The 17,576-nt window shown below is 63.4% G+C and carries 15 protein-coding genes and 2 pseudogenes; 11 read left to right on the top strand and 6 right to left on the bottom strand.

All coding sequences use genetic code 11. The annotated features are described in order from the left end of the window. The 3 genes from ACOJTD_RS04130 to ACOJTD_RS04120 all read left to right on the top strand — a co-directional run. Positions 1-1,543 (top strand): PAS domain-containing sensor histidine kinase (locus ACOJTD_RS04130; protein ID WP_420131663.1); only part of this gene is annotated, 1,543 nt, incomplete at its 5' end. Positions 1,544-1,547: 4 nt separating this feature from the next. Then, positions 1,548-2,030, top strand: a complete 483-nt coding sequence (locus ACOJTD_RS04125) for a response regulator transcription factor (RefSeq protein ID WP_420131662.1) — start codon at positions 1,548-1,550, stop codon at positions 2,028-2,030. After that, complete coding sequence (locus ACOJTD_RS04120; protein WP_420131661.1) at positions 2,027-2,704, top strand: response regulator transcription factor; 678 nt, start codon at positions 2,027-2,029, stop codon at positions 2,702-2,704. The genes ACOJTD_RS04125 and ACOJTD_RS04120 overlap by 4 nt, the downstream gene beginning before the upstream one ends. 33 nt (positions 2,705-2,737) lie before the next feature. Here the strand turns inward: ACOJTD_RS04120 and ACOJTD_RS04115 are convergent, their stop codons facing one another. Continuing rightward, positions 2,738-2,923: a hypothetical protein gene (locus tag ACOJTD_RS04115; RefSeq protein WP_420131660.1), complete on the bottom strand. Its 186-nt coding sequence runs from the start codon at positions 2,921-2,923 to the stop codon at positions 2,738-2,740. Positions 2,924-2,937: 14 nt separating this feature from the next. Here ACOJTD_RS04115 and ACOJTD_RS04110 point away from each other — a divergent pair. After that, positions 2,938-3,458, top strand: a pseudogene (locus ACOJTD_RS04110) (Dps family protein). 243 nt (positions 3,459-3,701) lie between these two features. Here ACOJTD_RS04110 and ACOJTD_RS04105 read toward each other — a convergent pair. The 5 genes from ACOJTD_RS04105 to ACOJTD_RS04085 form a co-directional block, all read right to left on the bottom strand. Continuing rightward, positions 3,702-4,535 (bottom strand): sensor histidine kinase, encoded by an 834-nt coding sequence (locus tag ACOJTD_RS04105; RefSeq protein ID WP_420131659.1) that lies wholly within the window; start codon positions 4,533-4,535, stop codon positions 3,702-3,704. A gap of 136 nt (positions 4,536-4,671) precedes the next feature. Beyond that, positions 4,672-5,577, bottom strand: coding sequence for a helix-turn-helix domain-containing protein (locus ACOJTD_RS04100; RefSeq protein WP_420131658.1), 906 nt, complete (start codon positions 5,575-5,577; stop codon positions 4,672-4,674). A gap of 112 nt (positions 5,578-5,689) precedes the next feature. Beyond that, on the bottom strand, positions 5,690-6,673 hold the full coding sequence (locus tag ACOJTD_RS04095; RefSeq protein WP_420131657.1) for an RNA polymerase factor sigma-32: 984 nt from the start codon (positions 6,671-6,673) through the stop codon (positions 5,690-5,692). Between the two features lie 368 nt (positions 6,674-7,041). After that, positions 7,042-7,758 (bottom strand): YoaK family protein, encoded by a 717-nt coding sequence (locus ACOJTD_RS04090; RefSeq protein WP_420131656.1) that lies wholly within the window; start codon positions 7,756-7,758, stop codon positions 7,042-7,044. A gap of 94 nt (positions 7,759-7,852) precedes the next feature. Beyond that, the gene (locus tag ACOJTD_RS04085) at positions 7,853-8,989 is read right to left on the bottom strand and encodes an oxalate decarboxylase family bicupin (protein ID WP_420131655.1); all 1,137 of its coding nucleotides are present in this window, start codon (positions 8,987-8,989) and stop codon (positions 7,853-7,855) included. A gap of 311 nt (positions 8,990-9,300) precedes the next feature. Here ACOJTD_RS04085 and poxB point away from each other — a divergent pair, with 311 nt between their 5' ends. The 7 genes and pseudogenes from poxB to ACOJTD_RS04050 all read left to right on the top strand — a co-directional run. Further along, positions 9,301-11,031 (top strand): ubiquinone-dependent pyruvate dehydrogenase, encoded by a 1,731-nt coding sequence (gene poxB / locus ACOJTD_RS04080; RefSeq protein ID WP_420131654.1) that lies wholly within the window; start codon positions 9,301-9,303, stop codon positions 11,029-11,031. 308 nt (positions 11,032-11,339) lie between these two features. Next, positions 11,340-13,724, top strand: coding sequence for an FdhF/YdeP family oxidoreductase (locus ACOJTD_RS04075; protein WP_420131653.1), 2,385 nt, complete (start codon positions 11,340-11,342; stop codon positions 13,722-13,724). A gap of 18 nt (positions 13,725-13,742) precedes the next feature. After that, a complete protein-coding gene (locus ACOJTD_RS04070) occupies positions 13,743-15,140 on the top strand; it encodes a cytochrome ubiquinol oxidase subunit I (RefSeq protein WP_420131652.1) in 1,398 nt (465 codons plus the stop codon). After that, complete coding sequence (locus ACOJTD_RS04065; protein ID WP_420131651.1) at positions 15,137-16,162, top strand: cytochrome d ubiquinol oxidase subunit II; 1,026 nt, start codon at positions 15,137-15,139, stop codon at positions 16,160-16,162. The genes ACOJTD_RS04070 and ACOJTD_RS04065 overlap by 4 nt, the downstream gene beginning before the upstream one ends. A gap of 88 nt (positions 16,163-16,250) precedes the next feature. Further along, positions 16,251-16,559, top strand: coding sequence for a UBP-type zinc finger domain-containing protein (locus ACOJTD_RS04060; protein ID WP_420131650.1), 309 nt, complete (start codon positions 16,251-16,253; stop codon positions 16,557-16,559). An 11-nt stretch (positions 16,560-16,570) separates the two neighbouring features. After that, entirely contained in the window at positions 16,571-16,945 is a 375-nt protein-coding gene (locus tag ACOJTD_RS04055) for a hypothetical protein (RefSeq protein WP_420131649.1), read from the top strand. A 270-nt stretch (positions 16,946-17,215) separates the two neighbouring features. Then, a pseudogene (locus ACOJTD_RS04050) lies at positions 17,216-17,576 on the top strand (hypothetical protein); the annotation flags it as partial.

Genomic DNA, 17,576 nt, shown 5'->3' with positions numbered 1-17,576 from the left:
TACGGTGATCATCCGCGACCCCGACGGCATCGTGCGTTACTGGAACGAGGGTGCCGAGCGGCTGTATGGTTGGACGCGCGACGAGGCGCTCGGACGGCCGTGCGGCGAGCTCCTTCAGGAAACCGTGCCGGCCGAGGACATCGATCGGGCGCTGCGCGAGACCGGCACGTGGGCCGGCGAGGTCGTCCGCACGCGGCGCGACGGCACGCGATTGATCCTCGCCAGCCGCTGGCTGCAGCGGCGCGATGCGGAGGGCCGGCCGATCGGTACGATCGAGGCCAGCGCCGACCTCACCGAGAGCCGCCGCGCCCAGGCCGAGCAGCGCAAGTCGGAGCGTCGCTACAGCACCATCTTCAACTCGGCCGGCTTTGCAGCTCTGGAATGCGATCTCGGTAGCGCATTGAGGTTCGTTCTGTTTGCCGCGTCCAGCGACGACTTTGCGGCATCGCTGCGCGCCGACCCGAGCTTGCTACCCGCCGCAGTCGAGCGGATCACAATCTCGAATGCGAATCCGGCGGCTCTGGAGATGTTCGATGCCGATCAGCAGGGCGATTTGACTGCTGCGGAGCTACTGGCCTGCACGATCCCGGAAACCCGGCAGGCGCTCGAGGCCATGTTCACGGGGCTCGCCGACGGCGCCACCTTGCTCGAAGCCGAGGCCCGGCTGCTGACGCGGCGTGGCCGGACGGTCGACGCGGTGCTGCGATTGTCTGTCCTTCCGGATGGGACCGAGTGGTCGCGCGTTCTGCTGATGGCGTTCGACGTGACCGAGCGCAACGAAGCGCGGGCCAAGATCGAGCGGACCTCCGCCGAACTGGCCCACGCGGGGCGTGTCTCCGTGCTCGGCCAACTCGCGGCGTCGATCGCCCACGAGGTCAACCAGCCCCTCACGGCGATCGTCAACTACGGCAAATCGGGCAAACGCTGGCTGTCGCGGCCGGCACCAGATTTGGCTGAGGCCGCCGAGTGCCTCGACAAAATCGTGTCGAACGCTAACCGCGCCGCCGACGTCGTGAGCCGGGTCCGCGTTCTGTCGCGCAAGACGACGGCGCGGATCGATACGGTCGACCTCGTGGTGCTGGTCCGCGATTCGATCAACCTGCTGAAACGGGAGATGCAGAGCGCGAAGGCCACAGCATGGATCGAACAGGATAAACCGATCGCGGTGATCGATTGCGACCGCGTTCAGGTGCAGCAGGTCGTCGTCAACCTGCTGATGAACGGCATTCAGGCGATGCGCGGCATCGATGGGGACCGCGATATTCGCATTCTCATCGACGACAGCGACGCGGCCAGCGTGACGGTCGCTGTGTGCGACACCGGCGCCGGCATCGTCGGCGAGCCGGCCAGGATCTTCGAGCCGTTCTTCTCGACCAAATCCGAAGGCATGGGGCTCGGATTGTCGATCTGCCGCACCATCATCGAAGGTCACGGCGGACGGATTTCGGCGGCGAACAATGACGGTCCTGGCGCTACCGTGGCATTCACTTTGCCGCGCCACAACCCCGGCGAGGGGCGCCGCGATCGCAGCCTCATATCTTGATATGATGGGTTACGTCGGCCGAAGCCGTCATACCCATGCACGGGCCGGGCTCGCGGATGCGCAGGAGACAGGTTTGGCGCAGGCATTCACCATCTGCATCGTGGACGACGACGACGACGTTCGGGAGAGCATCTCAAGCTTCTTTCGATCGGTCGGTCTGCGCGTCGTCGGTTTCGGATCGGCCGAGACGTTCCTGTCGTCGGCCACGATCGCGGAGGCCGCCTGCCTGATCACGGACCTGCACATGCCCGGCATGGACGGACTCGGTTTGCATCGCGAATTGCTGCGCCGCGGCGTCGATGTCCCGGTCATCGTGATGACCGCGTATTCGACGCCGGAAGCCCGGGCCGAAGCGCGGCATCTTGGCGCTGCTGCGTTCGTCGAAAAGCCGGTCGATCCGGAGATCCTGCTGCAGGACGTCGAAACGGTCCTGCGTGACGCTCCTGCGGACAATCGTGAGCCAAATCGGCCGGGGCCCCAATCATGAAGCAATCGCCGACCGCGACCGAGCCACTGATCTGCGTCGTCGACGACGATGCGGATGTCCGCAACTCGCTCAGCAGCCTGCTGCGTTCTGCGGGGTACCGGGTGAACGTCTTTGCCGGGCCGTCGGAATTTCTCGCGTCCGATGCCGGCTACACCGCGTCCTGTCTCATCCTGGATATCCGTCTCGGCGAAGCGGATGGGTTGGAATTCCAGCAGGAGCTCGCCGCCAATGATGCGCCGATCCCGATCATCCTGATCTCGGGGCACGGCGATATCCCGATGACGGTTCGGGCGATGAAAGCCGGCGCCGTCAACTTCCTGCCCAAGCCCTTCGACGACGAGGTGTTGCTTGCAGCAGTCGGAGAAGCTGTGTCCCGGGCGGAGCAGAGGCGCAGCGAGGCCGATCGCGAGAACAGCGTCCGTACCCGCTACGACTCGCTGACCCCGCGCGAGCGCGAGGTGATGGGGTTGGTCACGGCCGGGCTGATGAACAAGCAAGTCGCCTGGCAACTGTCGCTCAGCGAGATCACCGTTAAGATCCATCGCGGCAATATGATGCGGAAGATGCAGGCGAAGTCGCTGGCCGAGCTGGTCCGCATGGCCGACCTGCTCGGCGCCCGCGCCGCACCAGCCGAGCCGAACGGACGTAGCGAACCTCAGGGCTCGCAGCGCTAATTCTCGGGTCTATCCGTCGAGATTCTGTCCTCATTACACGATCGCGTCCGCATGGCGCGGCAGCGCGGCTGTGTCTTCCGATCGCTGCGCCAGGGGTGGTCGCCGTCGCGCGACATTGTGGAAGTGCTGTTGCGCAATCGTCGTGCTGATCCGGAACATCGCCGGCGCTGACGACACCAGATCAGTGCCAGCGCCGATGCGGTCGCGACCTCCACCCATGAAGGACTCTCATCATGCAGCTGCCACTTGTTCGCCCAAATCTGGAAAGCCCGACCGATCTGCCATCCGAAGCGACGCGCGACATTGCTGCCGCGCTGCGTGCGGTGCTCGCCGATGTCTTTGCGATCTATCTAAAGACGAAGAACTTCCATTGGCACATGTCCGGACCTCACTTTCGCGACTATCACCTGATGCTCGATGAGCAGTCGGACCAGATCTTCGCCATGACCGACCCGCTGGCCGAGCGCGCCCGCAAGATCGGCGGCACCGCGCTGCGTTCGATCGGGCATGTCGCGCGGCTCCAGCGCGTTCTCGACAACGACGCCGACTACGTCGATCCGCAGGATATGCTGGCCGAGCTCCGCAGTGACAACCAGCAACTCACGTCTGAGCTGCGCCGCTGCACGAGCTGTGCGACGAATACGGCGACGTCGCGACGGCGAGCCTGATCGAGAACTGGATCGACGATGCCGAGCGCCGCGTCTGGTTTCTCTACGAAGCGAGCCGCCTCGGCCATAATTCGCATGGCGCCTGAAACGTGATTACGTCGGCATGAGGATGTCTTCAGAGACGCGCCTGACGGTCGGCCGCGGGTCCGAATCTACGCTGACCGGCTGAGTTGGGTCGCGACTGATCCGCCTGCCGTTGATTTGTCTGGATCAGCAGCATTGCTACGCGGCGGCCGGCCGCGTAGCAATGCTCGATGGCGGAGTCATCGTGCACTGGGAGGTGTTCCGTCTTGTTCAAACAGAACACGCTAGTGCAGAGCGAAGCGGGCTCAGCGCGCCACTTCGAGATGAAACGAGAACGTACTTCCGGCTCCAGTCTGGGAGCTTGCTGTCATGTCTCCGCCATGCGCTGAGATGATCGCGCGCGCGATGGTCAGACCAAGACCCTTCCGATCGGGACTGGTCGAAAAGAACGGGTCGAAGGCGTGGTCGAGAACCTCCGCTTTCATTCCCGGTCCGCTGTCGGCGATGCTGCAATGGACCGCGTTGCCACGATGGAAGATCTTGATCGTGAGGCGCCGGTCTGCGTGAGGCGTCTCAGCCATCGCGTTGATGGCGTTGTCGATGAGATTCAACAGAACCTGCTGGATCTGTATGGGATCTGCACGCACGCATTTTGCAGCAGCAGGTCTGTGCGTATCGACGGCGATGCGATGTCGCTGCAAGTCCTTGGCGGTGATTCTCAACACCACGTCCAGCAGATCCTCGATCAGGACTGGCGCGACGGACGGCGCGGCATGCAGGGCAAGCGCATGAAGCGAGCGTACGAGGGCCACCGCGCGCAAGGCCGAGTCGCGGATCCGCTCCAGGCCCTGTACCGCTTCGCGCAGGTCGGCTTGCGGACGGTCGAGCCAACGCAGGGCCGCCTCCGCGTCGAACACGAGGCTGGTCAGCGGATGATGCAGCTCGCGCGACATCGTTGCGGCGTAACGCCCGATGGCGGCGCTGTGGTCGTTATTGGCTTGCACATCGGGCTTGTCCGGGTCGACCGAACGACGACGCCCGCCGCCTCCCGCGCCCATGGCATGGTGACCGGCTGTCTCACCGGACCAGCATGGTTGAAGGTCGCTGGATGAGTGGTGGGAAACGGGCGGTTCGCGCATCCAGGGCTCCTTCGTTTCGAAGAGGCCTCCGGCTCGCCGGCAGCCTTCCTCGGTGCGAAGATTATCCGCCCCGTCCTGATGGTCTTGAACAAAATGCCAATCGTTGGACGCGCTTCGGAGTCGCGTCCCTTGGGCCTCACCGCAGATGGTCGCGCCAGGCCTTCGGCGTCGCGCCGGTTTCGCGGGAGAACACACGAGTGAAATGGCTCTGATCCGCGAACCCGCATGCGATCGCGACTTCGGCAAGCGAGAGACGGCTCTCGGCCATCAGCTGCTTGGCCTTTTGAACGCGCATCTTGAGAAGCCAGCGATGGGGTGTCGTCCCAGTGGCTTCGGCGAACTGACGAGCGAAGTAGCTCGGCGTCAGGCCGCATTCAGCCGCAATCTCGGCGATCGAGATGTCGCCGGTCAGCCGGCTCGCGATCAGGTCCTTCGCTCGCCGAAGTCGCCACCCTGCCAATCCTCTGGCCAGCACGCGTGGCTCGATCGCCAGTCCGTAAGTGCCGGCGATATGGGCGCACAGCGCCATCATGGTGTGGTCGAGAAAGAGCTGGTTGGCTTCCGTGGGGCGTTCGAGAGCCGGAAGTGCAGCCATGCCGAGATGCAGCATGGTCGGATCGAAGAGGCCCTGACCGCTCTTGATGCGCAGCTCATCGATCGCTGGGACGCCGCTGGCTGCGGCCAGATCTGCGAAGTAGCGCCGCGGAATATGAAAGTGCAGGAAATCGAACGGATCGTCCAACTTGGCTTCGACGCCGTTGCGGAGATCGAAGAATACGCTGTGGTTGCGGAGAAGGTCGGTTTGCCGGGTGCTGCGGCCGCCGAGCCAGAGTTCTCCTTGCTGGTAGTCGATCAGTTCGATCGTGAGAGCGTAGCCCTCTTCGGGAGGCACCGGCGCAACCAGCCCAAAGCCCGGCCCGCCCGTCAGGCGGGCTATCGTGATCTCGCTCTCGGCACGCCCCTTGGCCAGAAGCGAGGTGACCGAACACTGCCCGCGCCAATGCTCATCCAGCCGCGTGCCGTAGAATTCGGTCCTGTTCATCTGCACGTCCTGTCAGGCCTCCAATAGCCGGCGAAGCCGCAGGCCCGCGTGTCGCGCTTCAACTGGCTGATCTCGGGGATGCGCGGAAAGGAGACGTCCGGACAGCGCCGCATCAGGATGCATGCGCGACGGGCTCCATGCTGGCCCAGGTCGGCCGCATGGAGTGACCCGCCAGGCGCCGGTTGTGGGTGCCTCGCGCGGCGAGTTGAGCCGTGCTGCAGGTCCGGCGAGCTGCGCTTGCCACTTTGGCGAACGCGCGGGCCTCGATCTGCCGGACACGTTCGGCCGAAATCGAGAGCGACTGTCCGATCGCCTCGAAGCTCGCCGGGCGTTCGCCCAGATGCCGTGCCGAGAAGATGTAGCGCTCCCGGGCATCGAGTTGGACCAGCGCCTCCCGCAGCGCGCCGCGCTGACGGTCCAGCTCGTCGTGGCCTTCCAGGATGGCTTCGGCGCTCGGCGTGTCGTCGGCGATCAGATCCTGCCACTCGCCGCCTTCGTCCAGGTCGGACAGAGGCGCATTCAACGACAGGTCGCCGGAGAGGCGCTGATCCATTTCGATGACGTCGCGTAGCGGGACGTCGAGCGTGGTGGAGATCTGCTCGGCCAGCTCCTTCGTCACCGCGCCATGGTGGTCGGGTCTGAGACGACGGATCTCACCGCGGAGACGGAAAAACAGCTTCTTCTGTGCAGGCGTTCGCCCGATACGGACCAGTGACCACGACTTCATGATGTGATCGTAGATCGCCGATCTGATCCACCACACCGCACAGGTGGCGAAGCGAGCGCCGCGGTTCGGGTCGAATTTGTCCAGGGCCATCATCAGGCCGAGGTTCGCTTCGGCGATCAGGTCGCCTATCGGGAAGCCGTAGCGTCGGTAGTTACGAGCAAGCTTTGCCGCGAGCCGAAGATGACTGGTGATCAGCACGTCGGCCGCCGCTTTATCGCGACAGGTCAGCCATCGTTGCCACAGCCGGGCTTCTTCGCTCTCTTCGAGCACTGGATAGCGTCCTATCGCTCGCATGTAATCCTGCTCATCGAAGGGGGCGGGATTGGTGTGTGCCGATATCGACGCCGAGGAAGGAAATGACGGGGTCATGCGAGTCTCCACTACCGGTGCTGAACTCTGGTAATGAAGGTAGCGAGGCCTTGTATGTCTGAACATTAAATCTAGGTGTTAGGGCCGCTGCAACGCAGACTTGCGTGTCGGGGCGGCGCCGGCCCGGCTTCGTCGAAGCGACATGTCTTCAGGTCGGGTCGATATCGTCTGGATACAAAAAGCCAAATATCATCGGTTTGAACAAGACGGCGGTGACCGTTGTGAGCCAGTCGCGTGTTCGAAGCCTTACGTCGATGAGGACGAGAGGGGCGGCGGCGTTTGTCTCCTGATACATCGTGGGCCGCCGAATGATGTCTGCGCACGGACGGAGAACTGCCGCGGGTTTGTTACTCGCGTATCGGCTGCCGCTACGGATCTTCTGCGCCAGCGGGCGCGCTGAGCTCGTCGCATATGGCCATGATCATCAGGATGCCCAGCAACAGGCAGGCTGCAGCTATTGCGATGGTCAGTCCGAGATGCGCCAATGCGATGCTGCCGAGAATGACTCCAGCGAGGAAGGCGCCCCACGACATGCCATAGGCCAGCGCTTGTGCGGCGCCGTTCCGGCACAAAGCTAATTGAGCCAGCGTTTTGCCGAGGTTGAACAAAAAGCCGGTAATGAAACTCTTGCCGAGTTCGACGCCCACGATGGTCTCATGCCCGGCGTTCTGGATGCCCATCGCGATGCAGACGGGGAGCAGCGCGGCATAGCCCTCCACCCGGCTGCTCAGCGCCATTGCCGTCAGGAGCAGGAGAATCTCCGTCGTCAGGATTGCCGGCAATCTGAACCTCCGGGGCGTGCCGCTGATCAATGATCCGACGAACGCTCCCGCAACGAAGCTTGCGATCACCAGGGCACACGGCAGCAATGTCGGCCGATCGCCCTGGGCGATGGCGACGCCGAGGCGTGTGCTGTTGCCGCTCATGAACGAGACGTAGAGGCCGGTCAGATGAGTGTATCCGATTGCGTCGAGAAACCCTGCTGCCGACGTGAGCAGCGGGCCGACGGCCGCATGCAGAATGGATCGCGTCGCTAATTCGATTCCGGTTCTCGCCCCAATTTGTCGGCCTGACTCCGCCCGCATGTTCTTCCGCTCCCATGCAGCATTGCGTGAATAGTTCGAAGGAAGGCTTGCGTGCAGACGTTTGCACGCAAGCCTTCCGAACGATCCGAGCGGGTCAGCGCGTCACGGAGCGTGGGTTCGGATCGAGCGCCGCCATTGCGACGTCGTCGAGCTCAAGATGACCGCGCACCAGATCGGGCGGCGTCAGCGCCAGCCACTGATTGAGGGGGACATCCTTGAACAGCGGCTTGTTGAAGACGTTCAGCACTCGCACCGGCGTCGTGCCGATATTCTCGATGTAGTGCGCGAGCGTCTTCGGCACGTAGCCGACGTCTCCGGCTCGATAGTTGAAGGTCCGTGCCTTGGAGGTGGCGTCGAAAACGGTCATCCGGGCCTCGCCCTGGATATAGTACTGCCATTCGTCGGCGTCGGGGTGCCAGTGGATCTCGCGCAGCGCGCCCGGCTCGAGATCGATAATCAGCGCCGCCATGTTGGTGACCGGGAAATTGCGGACGTCGATCACCGTGGTCCTTCCGCCGTGCCACGGCGTCGGCTTGTAGTCTCCGGCGTGGATCGTGAACGGCATCGCCGGGCGCGATTTCGGCAATTTTGCCAGAACTTCCTCGAGCGGCGGCGGCACCGGAAGCGGGAAGATGTACTTTTCCTTCGGCGGCAGATTGGCGAAATGCGCCGGCGGAATGCCGAAGTTCTTGGCGACGACTTCGATCGGCATATGAGCCATCAGCTCGGTGATCAACAATGTCTCGTTTTCGGAGAAGTTGCCGTCGTCGAACACCAGCAGAAATTCGCAGCCTTCGGCATGCGCCTGGATCGAATGCGGGATGCCGGACGGAAACAACCAGATGTCGCCGGCCCGCAGATCGTCGACGAACACGCCGCGGTCGGGATCGACGGCGGTGACACGGCAGCTCCCCTCGAGCACGTAGCCCCACTCGGCTTCCTTGTGCCAGTGCAACTCGCGGACGACGCCGGGCCCGAGTCGCATATCGACGCCGGCCATGCCCTTGGCGGCGGGCAATTCTCGCACAGTGACTTCGCGCGCCCAGCCGCCGGCCTCCAGCCGGTTGTGCGCCATACCGAAGGAGAATTTCAGGTTGGGGATCGAGCCGTTGTCGGTCGGAGGCGGGATCAGGATGTCGGGGTTCTGCAGATCGAGCTCGATGTTGCGCGGCCCGGGATCGGTGGCGCCATAGGCGCCGCGAATCGGTTGAAGGTTGGCTGATGTCGGCATTGGTGTCTCCGCTGCATGGGTGAGGCCGCATGCTCGCGCCACCAGAGGGCCGTGCGCGCGGCGTGCCGCTCATGTGAGAGGGCGTGCAGGGCTCGCTTTTCCGATTGCACTCCGAAATAGGCCGCCCCCGGTCTCGAACGAGGGGTGCATGGGCCTGACGCAACGCCGGATCACGCCAAAGAGACTTGGAATATGCGGCGTGCCTGTCCACCTGTTCGGAGCCTTCGTCGGTTGCGGCATGCGATTGGCTGCAAGCCTATTGGTCGCGTGCGAACGGCCGACACGTCACAGTCATTCAGGGAGTGGGGCGCATGCCCAAGGTTGCGGATCGAATTGTCGAAACTCTCCATCAGGCCGGTGTCCGCCGAATCTTCGGTGTCGTCGGGGACAGCCTCAACGGACTCACGGAAGCGCTGCGCGAGCACGGCGGCATTCAGTGGGTGCACGTCCGGCACGAAGAAGTCGCCGCCTTCGCGGCCGCCGGCGAGTCCCAGATCACCGGTCAGCTCGCTGTCTGTGCCGGCTCCTGCGGCCCGGGCAATTTGCATTTGATCAACGGTCTCTATGATGCACAGCGAACCCGGACACCCGTGCTGGCAATCGCCGCGCAGATTCCCTCGACCGAGATCGGCGGAGGTTACTTTCAGGAGACCCATCCGCAGAATCTGTTCCGCGAATGCAGCGTGTATTGCGAGCTGGTCTCCGACCCTCAGCAGTTCGACTATGTGATCGAAAATGCGATCCGGGCCGCGATCGGTCGTCGTGGCGTCGCCGTGGTGGTGATCCCGGGCGATGTGGCGTTACGCGAAGCATCGCAGCGCGGCGTATCGCCGGCGTCCGGTCTGCTTCCGCCGGCGCCTGTCGTGATGCCCAATGATCGGGAGGTCGAGGCGCTGGCCACGCTGCTGAACGGGGCCGGCAAGGTAACGCTGTTCTGCGGTCGCGGCTGTGCGGGTGCGCACGACGAGCTGATGGCGCTGGCGGAGGCGCTCAAGAGTCCGATCGTTCATGCGCTCGGCGGCAAGGAATATGTCGAATACGACAATCCCTACGACGTCGGCATGACCGGGTTCATCGGCTTCGCGTCGGGCTATCAGGCGATGCACGCTTGTGACGTGCTGCTGATGCTGGGGACCGATTTTCCCTACAAACAGTTTCTGCCGAGCGACGCCAAGATCGCTCAGGTCGACCTGCGCGCCGAACATCTCGGCCGCCGTTGCAAACTGGACCTCGGCGTTGTCGGCGGCGTCCGGGAAACCATTGCGGCATTGCGGCCAAAACTGACGGTCAAGACCGACCGCAGCCACCTCGATCACAGCGTGGCGCACTACGTGGCGTCCCGGGAGGGACTGGACGAGCTAGCCAAGGGCACGCCCGGCCACAAGCCGATCCACCCGCAATATCTCGCCAAGCTGCTGAGCGACAGCGCCGCCGACGATGCGGTGTTCACGTTCGACGTCGGAACGCCGACGATCTGGGCGGCGCGCTATCTCAAGATGAACGGCCGTCGTCGTCTGGTCGGATCGCTTGCGCACGGCTCGATGGCCAACGCGCTGCCGCAGGCGATCGGCGTTCAGGCTGCGCAGCCGGGCCGGCAGGTGATCTCGCTGTCCGGCGACGGCGGCTTCACCATGCTGATGGGGGATCTGATCACGCTGACGCAGATGAAGCTGCCGGTGAAGATTGTCATCTTCAACAATGGCGTTCTCGGTTTCGTGGCGCTCGAAATGAAGGCCGCCGGCTTCGTGGAGCTCGGCACCGACCTGCAGAATCCGGACTTCGCCGCAATGGCGCGGGCAGTGGGGATTCACGGCGTGCGTGTCGAGGATCCGGGTGATCTTCCGGCTGCGGTGGCCGAGGTGCTCGCTCACGATGGTCCGGCCATTCTCGACGTTGTCACTGCCAAACAGGAGCTGTCGATGCCGCCGACCATCGGCGCCGAACAGGTCAAGGGCTTCAGCCTGTGGCTGGTCCGAGCGGTGATGAGCGGACGCGGCGACGAAGTGATCGACCTGGCCCGGCAGAATCTGCTGCCCCGCTAGGCCTCTTCCGCATCTGCAAAATCAATGATGCGTCGCCATCGCTTGGCGACGCGTCATCTGGCTAATCAATTTCACATCGACGCTTCGCCCGTCGCGCCGAGCGAAAGTGTTGCGCCTCTCGCGTGGCAGCTTTCAGTCTGTCCGAGGCACGGCCATCGCTGGTCGGTTTCCTATTATCATTATTCCCCATGCCCACCGCAGCGCTTCGCAGACACCAATGCGAAATGAAAAGGCGTCCGCCACGAGTTCTCCATGTGAAGAGTCGAGCGGGATGTCTCGTCCCGCCGGAACTTTGCAAAGGCAGGACCGTGACAAAGCAGCGTCCGGATGGAATTCGAGACTACGAGGAACCGGCGGGCGGCTGGGGCGCGTTGAAGGCATTGGCTGCCGCTCTCAAGGAGCAGCAGCTCCTTCTCGACGGCGTGCCGACCCTGCTGAAGCAGAACCAGCCCGACGGGTTCGATTGTCCCGGCTGCGCCTGGCCGGATCCGAAGCACACGTCCGCGTTCGAATTCTGCGAGAACGGCGCCAAGGCCGTGACATGGGAATCCACACCGAAACGCGTTGGCCCGGAGTTCTTCGCGCAACATACATTGGCGTCGCTGTGGGAACGCTCCGATTATTGGCTCGAGGATCAGGGCCGCCTGACCCATCCGCTGCGCTACAACGTGGAGACGGACAAATACGAAGCCGTCGACTGGCAGGTCGCGTTCGACGATATCGCCCGCAAACTCAGTACGCTCGGCAATCCTAATCAGCTCGAACTCTACACATCCGGTCGGGCGTCGAACGAGGCCGCCTTTCTGTTCCAGCTGTTCGGTCGACAGTTCGGGACGAACAATTTTCCCGACTGTTCGAACATGTGCCACGAGCCGACCTCGGTCGGCCTGCCGCGCTCGATCGGCATCGGCAAGGGCACCGTCACGCTCGAGGATTTCGACAAGGCCGAACTGATCATTTCGATCGGCCACAATCCCGGCACCAATCATCCTCGGATGATGACGCCGCTGCGCAACGCCTCGCGGCGTGGCATCAAGATCATCGTGCTCAATCCGCTGCGCGAGCGCGCGCTGGAGCGCTTCGAAGCGCCGCAGGCACCGATCGAGATGGCGACCACGTCGTCGACGCCGATCGCTTCGTGCTACTTCCAGGTCAAGGTCGGCGGTGACGCCGCGGCCCTGAAGGGGATCTGCAAGGCACTGGTCGCAAAGGACAAGGCGGCGCGTGCCGCCGATCTGGCGCCGCTGCTCGACCACAGTTTCATCGCAGGCCATACTGCAGGCTTCGACGTGCTGGAGACCGACCTCGAGGGCTGTAGCTGGTCCGCGATCGAGCGCGCCAGCGGACTCACCCGAGACGATCTCGAACGGATAGCGGACGATTACGCCGCCTCCAATGCCACCATTGTGTGCTACGGCATGGGCGTCACCCAGCATGCCACCGGCACCGCCAATGTGCAGCAGATCGCCAATCTGCTGCTGCTCAAGGGCAACATCGGCAAGCCCGGTGCTGGAGTCTGCCCGTTGCGCGGGCATTCCAACGTCCAGGGCGATCGCACCGTCGGCATCACCGAGCGGCCTTCGACGCAACTCCTCGACCGGCTGCGCGACGTGTTCGGCTTCGACCCGCCACGGACGTTCGGCCACTCGGTCGTCGACAGCATCGCAGCGATGCGCGACGGCCACGCCAAGGCGGTGATTTGCCTCGGGGGCAATCTGGCCATGGCGGCATCGGAGCCGCAGGCGTGCTTCAAGGGATTTCGTCAACTCGATCTCGCCGTGCATCTGGCCACCAAGCTCAATCGCACGCACCTACTTGCCGCCAGGACAACTTATCTGTTTCCGGTGCTGGGCCGCACCGACTGCGATATTCAAGCCTCGGGGCGACAAATCCTCACCGTCGAGGACTCCATGTCGATGGTTCACGCCTCGCGCGGCTTTCTCACTCCGCCCAGCGATCAGGTCCGATCCGAGCCGGCGATTATAGCTGGCATCGCCAAAGTGACGCTTGCCGGCAGAACGCGGGTCGATTGGGACGCGCTGGCGGGCAACTACGACCTGATCCGGGATGCCATTGAAGAGGTGTTTCCTGAGTTCGAGGCCTACAACGACCGAATTCGAAAGCCGGGTGGTTTCCAGTTGCCGAATTCGGCTGCGATGCGGATCTGGAATACGCCGACCGGCAAGGCGAATTTCGCCATCTTCGCCGGCCTCGAAGAGGACGAGACGACCTCGGATCCTAACGTGCTGCGGATGACGTCGCTCCGCGCGCACGATCAATACAACACCACGATCTACGGCCTCAATGACCGCTATCGCGGAGTATTCGGGCGGCGCGACGTGTTGTTCGTGAATCCCAGTGAGATGGCGCGGCTCGGCTTTGCCGAGGGCGATATCGTCGACGTCGCAACCGCGCTGGACTACGCACGCCCGGATCGGGTCGTCCAGGCTCTGACGCTCGTGAGCTACAATCTGCCCGACGGTTGCTGCGCCTCCTACTATCCCGAGATCCAGCCCCTGGTGGCGTTGGAATTCCGTGATCCGGAGTGTCTGACACCATCCTACAAATCGATCCCCGTCAGGATCACGGCAGCTGCGCCGCCGCTCGCCGGCGAGCGCGCCGTGGCGCGTGATGGGATCGTCGGGACGTCTCCGGGCGAGACGATCGCCGCCACAGCTTTCCCCACCGAATGAACTGAACAGGCTCACCCGATGGATCAGCTCCTTCTCTCTCGACTGCAATTCGCGTTCACGATCGGCTATCACATCCTGTGGCCGGCTTTCACGATTGGAATCGCCTGGTTCATCGTGGTGCTGAGCGCGCTGTGGATGCGCACGCACAACCCGGTCTATCGCCACCTCGTGCGGTTCTGGACCAAGGTGTTCGCACTCGCCTTCGGCATGGGCGTGGTCACCGGCGTCGTCATCTCGTATCAGCTCGGGCTGAACTGGTCGGGCTACGCGCGGGCAACGGCCGATGTGATCGGGCCGCTGTTCGTGATGGAGGTGCTGACGGCCTTCTTCCTCGAGGCCGGCTTCATCGGCGTGATGCTGTATGGCGAGGAGAAGGTCGGCGAGAAATTGCATTTCACCGCCTGCCTGATCGTCGCGCTCGGCACTGTGATGTCGGCGTTCTGGATCATCTCGGCGAATTCGTGGATGCAGACTCCGGCCGCCTTTACCACCACGGCTGACGGCCGCTTCGTCGCGACGGATTTTTGGGGCGTCGTGTTCAATCCCTCGATGCCTTACCGGCTGGCACATATGGTGACGGCAAGCTTCATCACCGGGGGCTTCGTCGTCACCGGCGTTTCCGCCTTCTGGATCTGGCGTGGACGGTCCGCGGACCAGCCGGCGGCCCGCAAGGCTTTCTCGATCTGCCTCGCCTTGATGGCGGTGCTGGTACCCGCGCAGATGGTGATCGGCGATCAGCACGGCTTGAACACCCGCAAGTACCAGCCGATGAAACTCGCCGCGATCGAGGCTCGCTGGGATACGGCGCGCCGCGTTCCGATCAATCTGATCGCGTGGCCGGACGAGAAGGCCGAGCGCAACGACTACGCGCTCGAGATCCCGCTGCTCGGCAGTCTGATCCTCACGCACTCGCTGAATGGTGAGGTCAAGGGACTGAAGGAGGTGCCGGCGTCGGAGCGTCCGCCCGTACTTCCCGTGTTTTTGGCTTTCCGAGTTATGGTGGGCTGCGGCTTGCTGCTGCTGCTGGTCGCCTTTACGGGCCTGTACCTGCGCTGGCGCGGGCGCCTCTACACCACGCGCTGGTTCCAGATTGTCTGCATGGGCTGCATCCCCCTTGGTTTCATCGCCACCCTGGCAGGCTGGGTGATCACCGAAGTCGGACGGCAGCCCTACGTGATCTACGGACATTTTCGCACGGCGGAGGCCGTGTCGCCGATCGCTACCGGCGCCGTCGCCAGCTCGATGGCCGTCGCCTTCATCCTCTATAACTGCCTGCTGCTCGGCTTCTTTTGGTACGCGGGCCGGCTGGCCTGGCAAGGTCCGATGAGCGGCGTGCCGACCCATCCGGCGGTTCCCCTCGCGACGGTCGCGGCGGCTCTCGGGCAGATCCCCCAGACGGTAGAAGGTGCGAAATGAGCATGTTGGCAAACTTCGATTATGCTGCGTTCTTCGCCGTCAGCGCGGCGGTCGTCATCGGGCTCTATGTTGTGCTGGATGGCGTCGATCTCGGCGTCGGCATCCTGTTTCCGTTTGCGCCGCGCGCGTCCGACCGCGATGTCATGATGACCACGCTGGAGCCGTTTTGGGATGGCAACGAAACCTGGCTGGTTCTCGGCGGCATGGTGCTGCTGGCCGGATTTCCGCTCGCCTTCGCGATTCTGCTCCCGGCGTTCTATGTGCCGCTGTGCCTGATGCTGTTCGGACTGGTGATCCGCGGTATCGCGTTCGAATTCCGCTCCCAGCGCGGCCGGTTCGAGGTTGTATGGTCGATGACGTTCGCAGCCGGCTCGTTCATCGCGGCGTTCTGCCAGGGCGCGATTCTCGGCGCCTTTGTCGGACGTAGCATCGCGGTGTCGGACGGCGCGTTTGCTGGCGGGCCGTTCGACTGGCTCGGTCTATTCTCGATCGCGACGGGTCTCGGCGTGGTCGCGGCCTATGGGTTGCTGGGGGCGTGCTGGCTGGTCTGGAAGACCGGCGGGTCGACGCAGAACTTCGGCCGCGAACTGATGCTGCCGACGCTGCTTTGTGCCGGTGGCGCGATTTTGCTGATCTGCGTTTGGACGTCGCTGGTGAAGCCGCAGATCGCCGCGCGCTGGTTCGCATGGCCTGATTTTCTGTGGCTCGCGCCGCTGCCGATCATCGCGATTCTGGCCGCGATCGGCATTCTAATGACGCGCTGGAGCGAACGTGAATGGGCGCCGCTGGCATTGTCGCTGCTCTTGTTCATCACGTCGCTCGCCGGGCTCGGCGCCAGCGTGTGGCCGGAGGCGATTCCGGGCGTGATGACGATCTGGCAGGCGTCCTCAATGCATCGGACGCAGGTTATCGTCGCCGGGGCCATCGTGATCATTGTGCCGATCATTCTGGCGTATATCGGCTACGGCTACTGGCTGTTCCGCGGCAAGACCAAGCCGATGCCGGAGTTCAGGGAGAACTGAGGACGGATCCACGGACGTCCTTCGCACCGCATATCCGAACGTCTGCCAACGATCCATGTTGTTCTTGCGATCAGATAAGGGAAAGCCGATGTCGACGGGCTGCAAACATCTTTCTGGAATTCGCGACGTCACGCCGAGTGCGCTCGGCTGTGAGGAATGTCTGAAGATCGGCAGTCCGTGGGTGCATCTGCGGATTTGCCGAAGCTGTGGTCACGTCGGGTGTTGTGACGACTCTCCGCACAAGCATGCGACGCGGCATTTTCACGCGACACAGCATCCCATCATCGAAGGTTACGATCCCCCGGAGGGGTGGGGGTGGTGCTACGTCGACGAGGTGTTGTTCGATCTGTCGGACCGCATGACGCCGCACAACGGCCCCATCCCGCGCTACGTCTGAAGGACCCTGCCTTGACCCGCACCGCGATCATCATCGCCGTCTCTTTAGCGACGCTCATGCTGGGGGTCGCATCCGCATCCGCCGATGTGTGTACCGGCTCGATTGCAAAGCTGCAGGCACAGGCCGATGCTGCGATCGAAGCGCGCGTCGCCGCTCAGCCATGGCAGTCCGAGAGCCTGTCGGCGCTTCGCGGCTATCAACCGACGCCGCGCTCACTAGCGGCCGCAGGGGGAAGCACAAACCTGCAGCGAGTGCTTAGCGCGCTCGATCGCGCACGAAGTGCCGATCGGGCCGGCGATTTGAATCGGTGTAACCATGAGCTTGCTCGCGCGACAGCCGGGCTACGGCGCTTATCGAGATTGTCAGCCGACCCTTCTGCTTTCTGAGGGTTGGTTACCGTCGTTATAAGCTCAGTTGAGTAGATGACGCCTGATCCTCTTTCCTGCGTCTTGTGGCGTATCGATATCGCTCGTGACGGCCGTCACGCGCATGATCGTGCCTATCTCCTCGTCTCAACAATGCTCATCTTGGCCCGGTGAGACTGAGTGCATACGTCTGGATCCCGCATACATATGTATGATGTTCGGTTGAATGCGGCGCTTCATATAAACGGAAGCGCGCGTCCTGTCGCGCGGCCGTCAACGTGGAGGTCCTCCGTGTCGCATCAGCCGAGCGAGTTCGCCAGCGAACCACATCTTCGCAACCGAGCAGCCAGCATCCAGCGCCAATCAGGGACGCAAGATCAGCGCCGCGTCGAGCGCCAGCACGGTCGGCCACAGACCATCGACTTCAAGAGCATTGCGGCATCCATTAGTATCGTGACTGACGATGCGGTGACGGCCGCTGCCGGTCAGGAGGGATGGCGGTACCGGACCACGAACGGGACAGCCAACTGGGATGTCGCCCTCCTCACCCTCGCCTCTCCACTCAGGTCGGAGGCGATCAAGCTGGCGGGACCGGACGAAGCCGAAGCGTGGGCTCCGGGACGAGTCGCCTGGACAACCGGCTGGGGTGTCA

Source organism: Rhodopseudomonas sp., from assembly GCF_048594845.1.
GTDB lineage: Bacteria > Pseudomonadota > Alphaproteobacteria > Rhizobiales > Xanthobacteraceae > Rhodopseudomonas.
The sequence above is the reverse complement of the archived record's forward strand: the minus strand, read 5'-3'. Positions and strand labels throughout refer to the sequence as shown.

Excerpts from the sequence above, each read along its gene's own strand:
- ACOJTD_RS04125 (WP_420131662.1), top strand. The coding sequence starts at position 1,548 with ATGGGTTACGTCGGCCGAAGCCGTCATACCCATGCACGGGCCGGGCTC.
- ACOJTD_RS04120 (WP_420131661.1), top strand. The coding sequence starts at position 2,027 with ATGAAGCAATCGCCGACCGCGACCGAGCCACTGATCTGCGTCGTCGAC.
- ACOJTD_RS04115 (WP_420131660.1), bottom strand. The coding sequence starts at position 2,923 with ATGGGTGGAGGTCGCGACCGCATCGGCGCTGGCACTGATCTGGTGTCG.
- ACOJTD_RS04105 (WP_420131659.1), bottom strand. The coding sequence starts at position 4,535 with ATGCGCGAACCGCCCGTTTCCCACCACTCATCCAGCGACCTTCAACCA.
- ACOJTD_RS04100 (WP_420131658.1), bottom strand. The coding sequence starts at position 5,577 with ATGAACAGGACCGAATTCTACGGCACGCGGCTGGATGAGCATTGGCGC.
- ACOJTD_RS04095 (WP_420131657.1), bottom strand. The coding sequence starts at position 6,673 with ATGACCCCGTCATTTCCTTCCTCGGCGTCGATATCGGCACACACCAAT.
- ACOJTD_RS04090 (WP_420131656.1), bottom strand. The coding sequence starts at position 7,758 with ATGCGGGCGGAGTCAGGCCGACAAATTGGGGCGAGAACCGGAATCGAA.
- ACOJTD_RS04085 (WP_420131655.1), bottom strand. The coding sequence starts at position 8,989 with ATGCCGACATCAGCCAACCTTCAACCGATTCGCGGCGCCTATGGCGCC.
- poxB (WP_420131654.1), top strand. The coding sequence starts at position 9,301 with ATGCCCAAGGTTGCGGATCGAATTGTCGAAACTCTCCATCAGGCCGGT.
- ACOJTD_RS04070 (WP_420131652.1), top strand. The coding sequence starts at position 13,743 with ATGGATCAGCTCCTTCTCTCTCGACTGCAATTCGCGTTCACGATCGGC.
- ACOJTD_RS04065 (WP_420131651.1), top strand. The coding sequence starts at position 15,137 with ATGAGCATGTTGGCAAACTTCGATTATGCTGCGTTCTTCGCCGTCAGC.
- ACOJTD_RS04060 (WP_420131650.1), top strand. The coding sequence starts at position 16,251 with ATGTCGACGGGCTGCAAACATCTTTCTGGAATTCGCGACGTCACGCCG.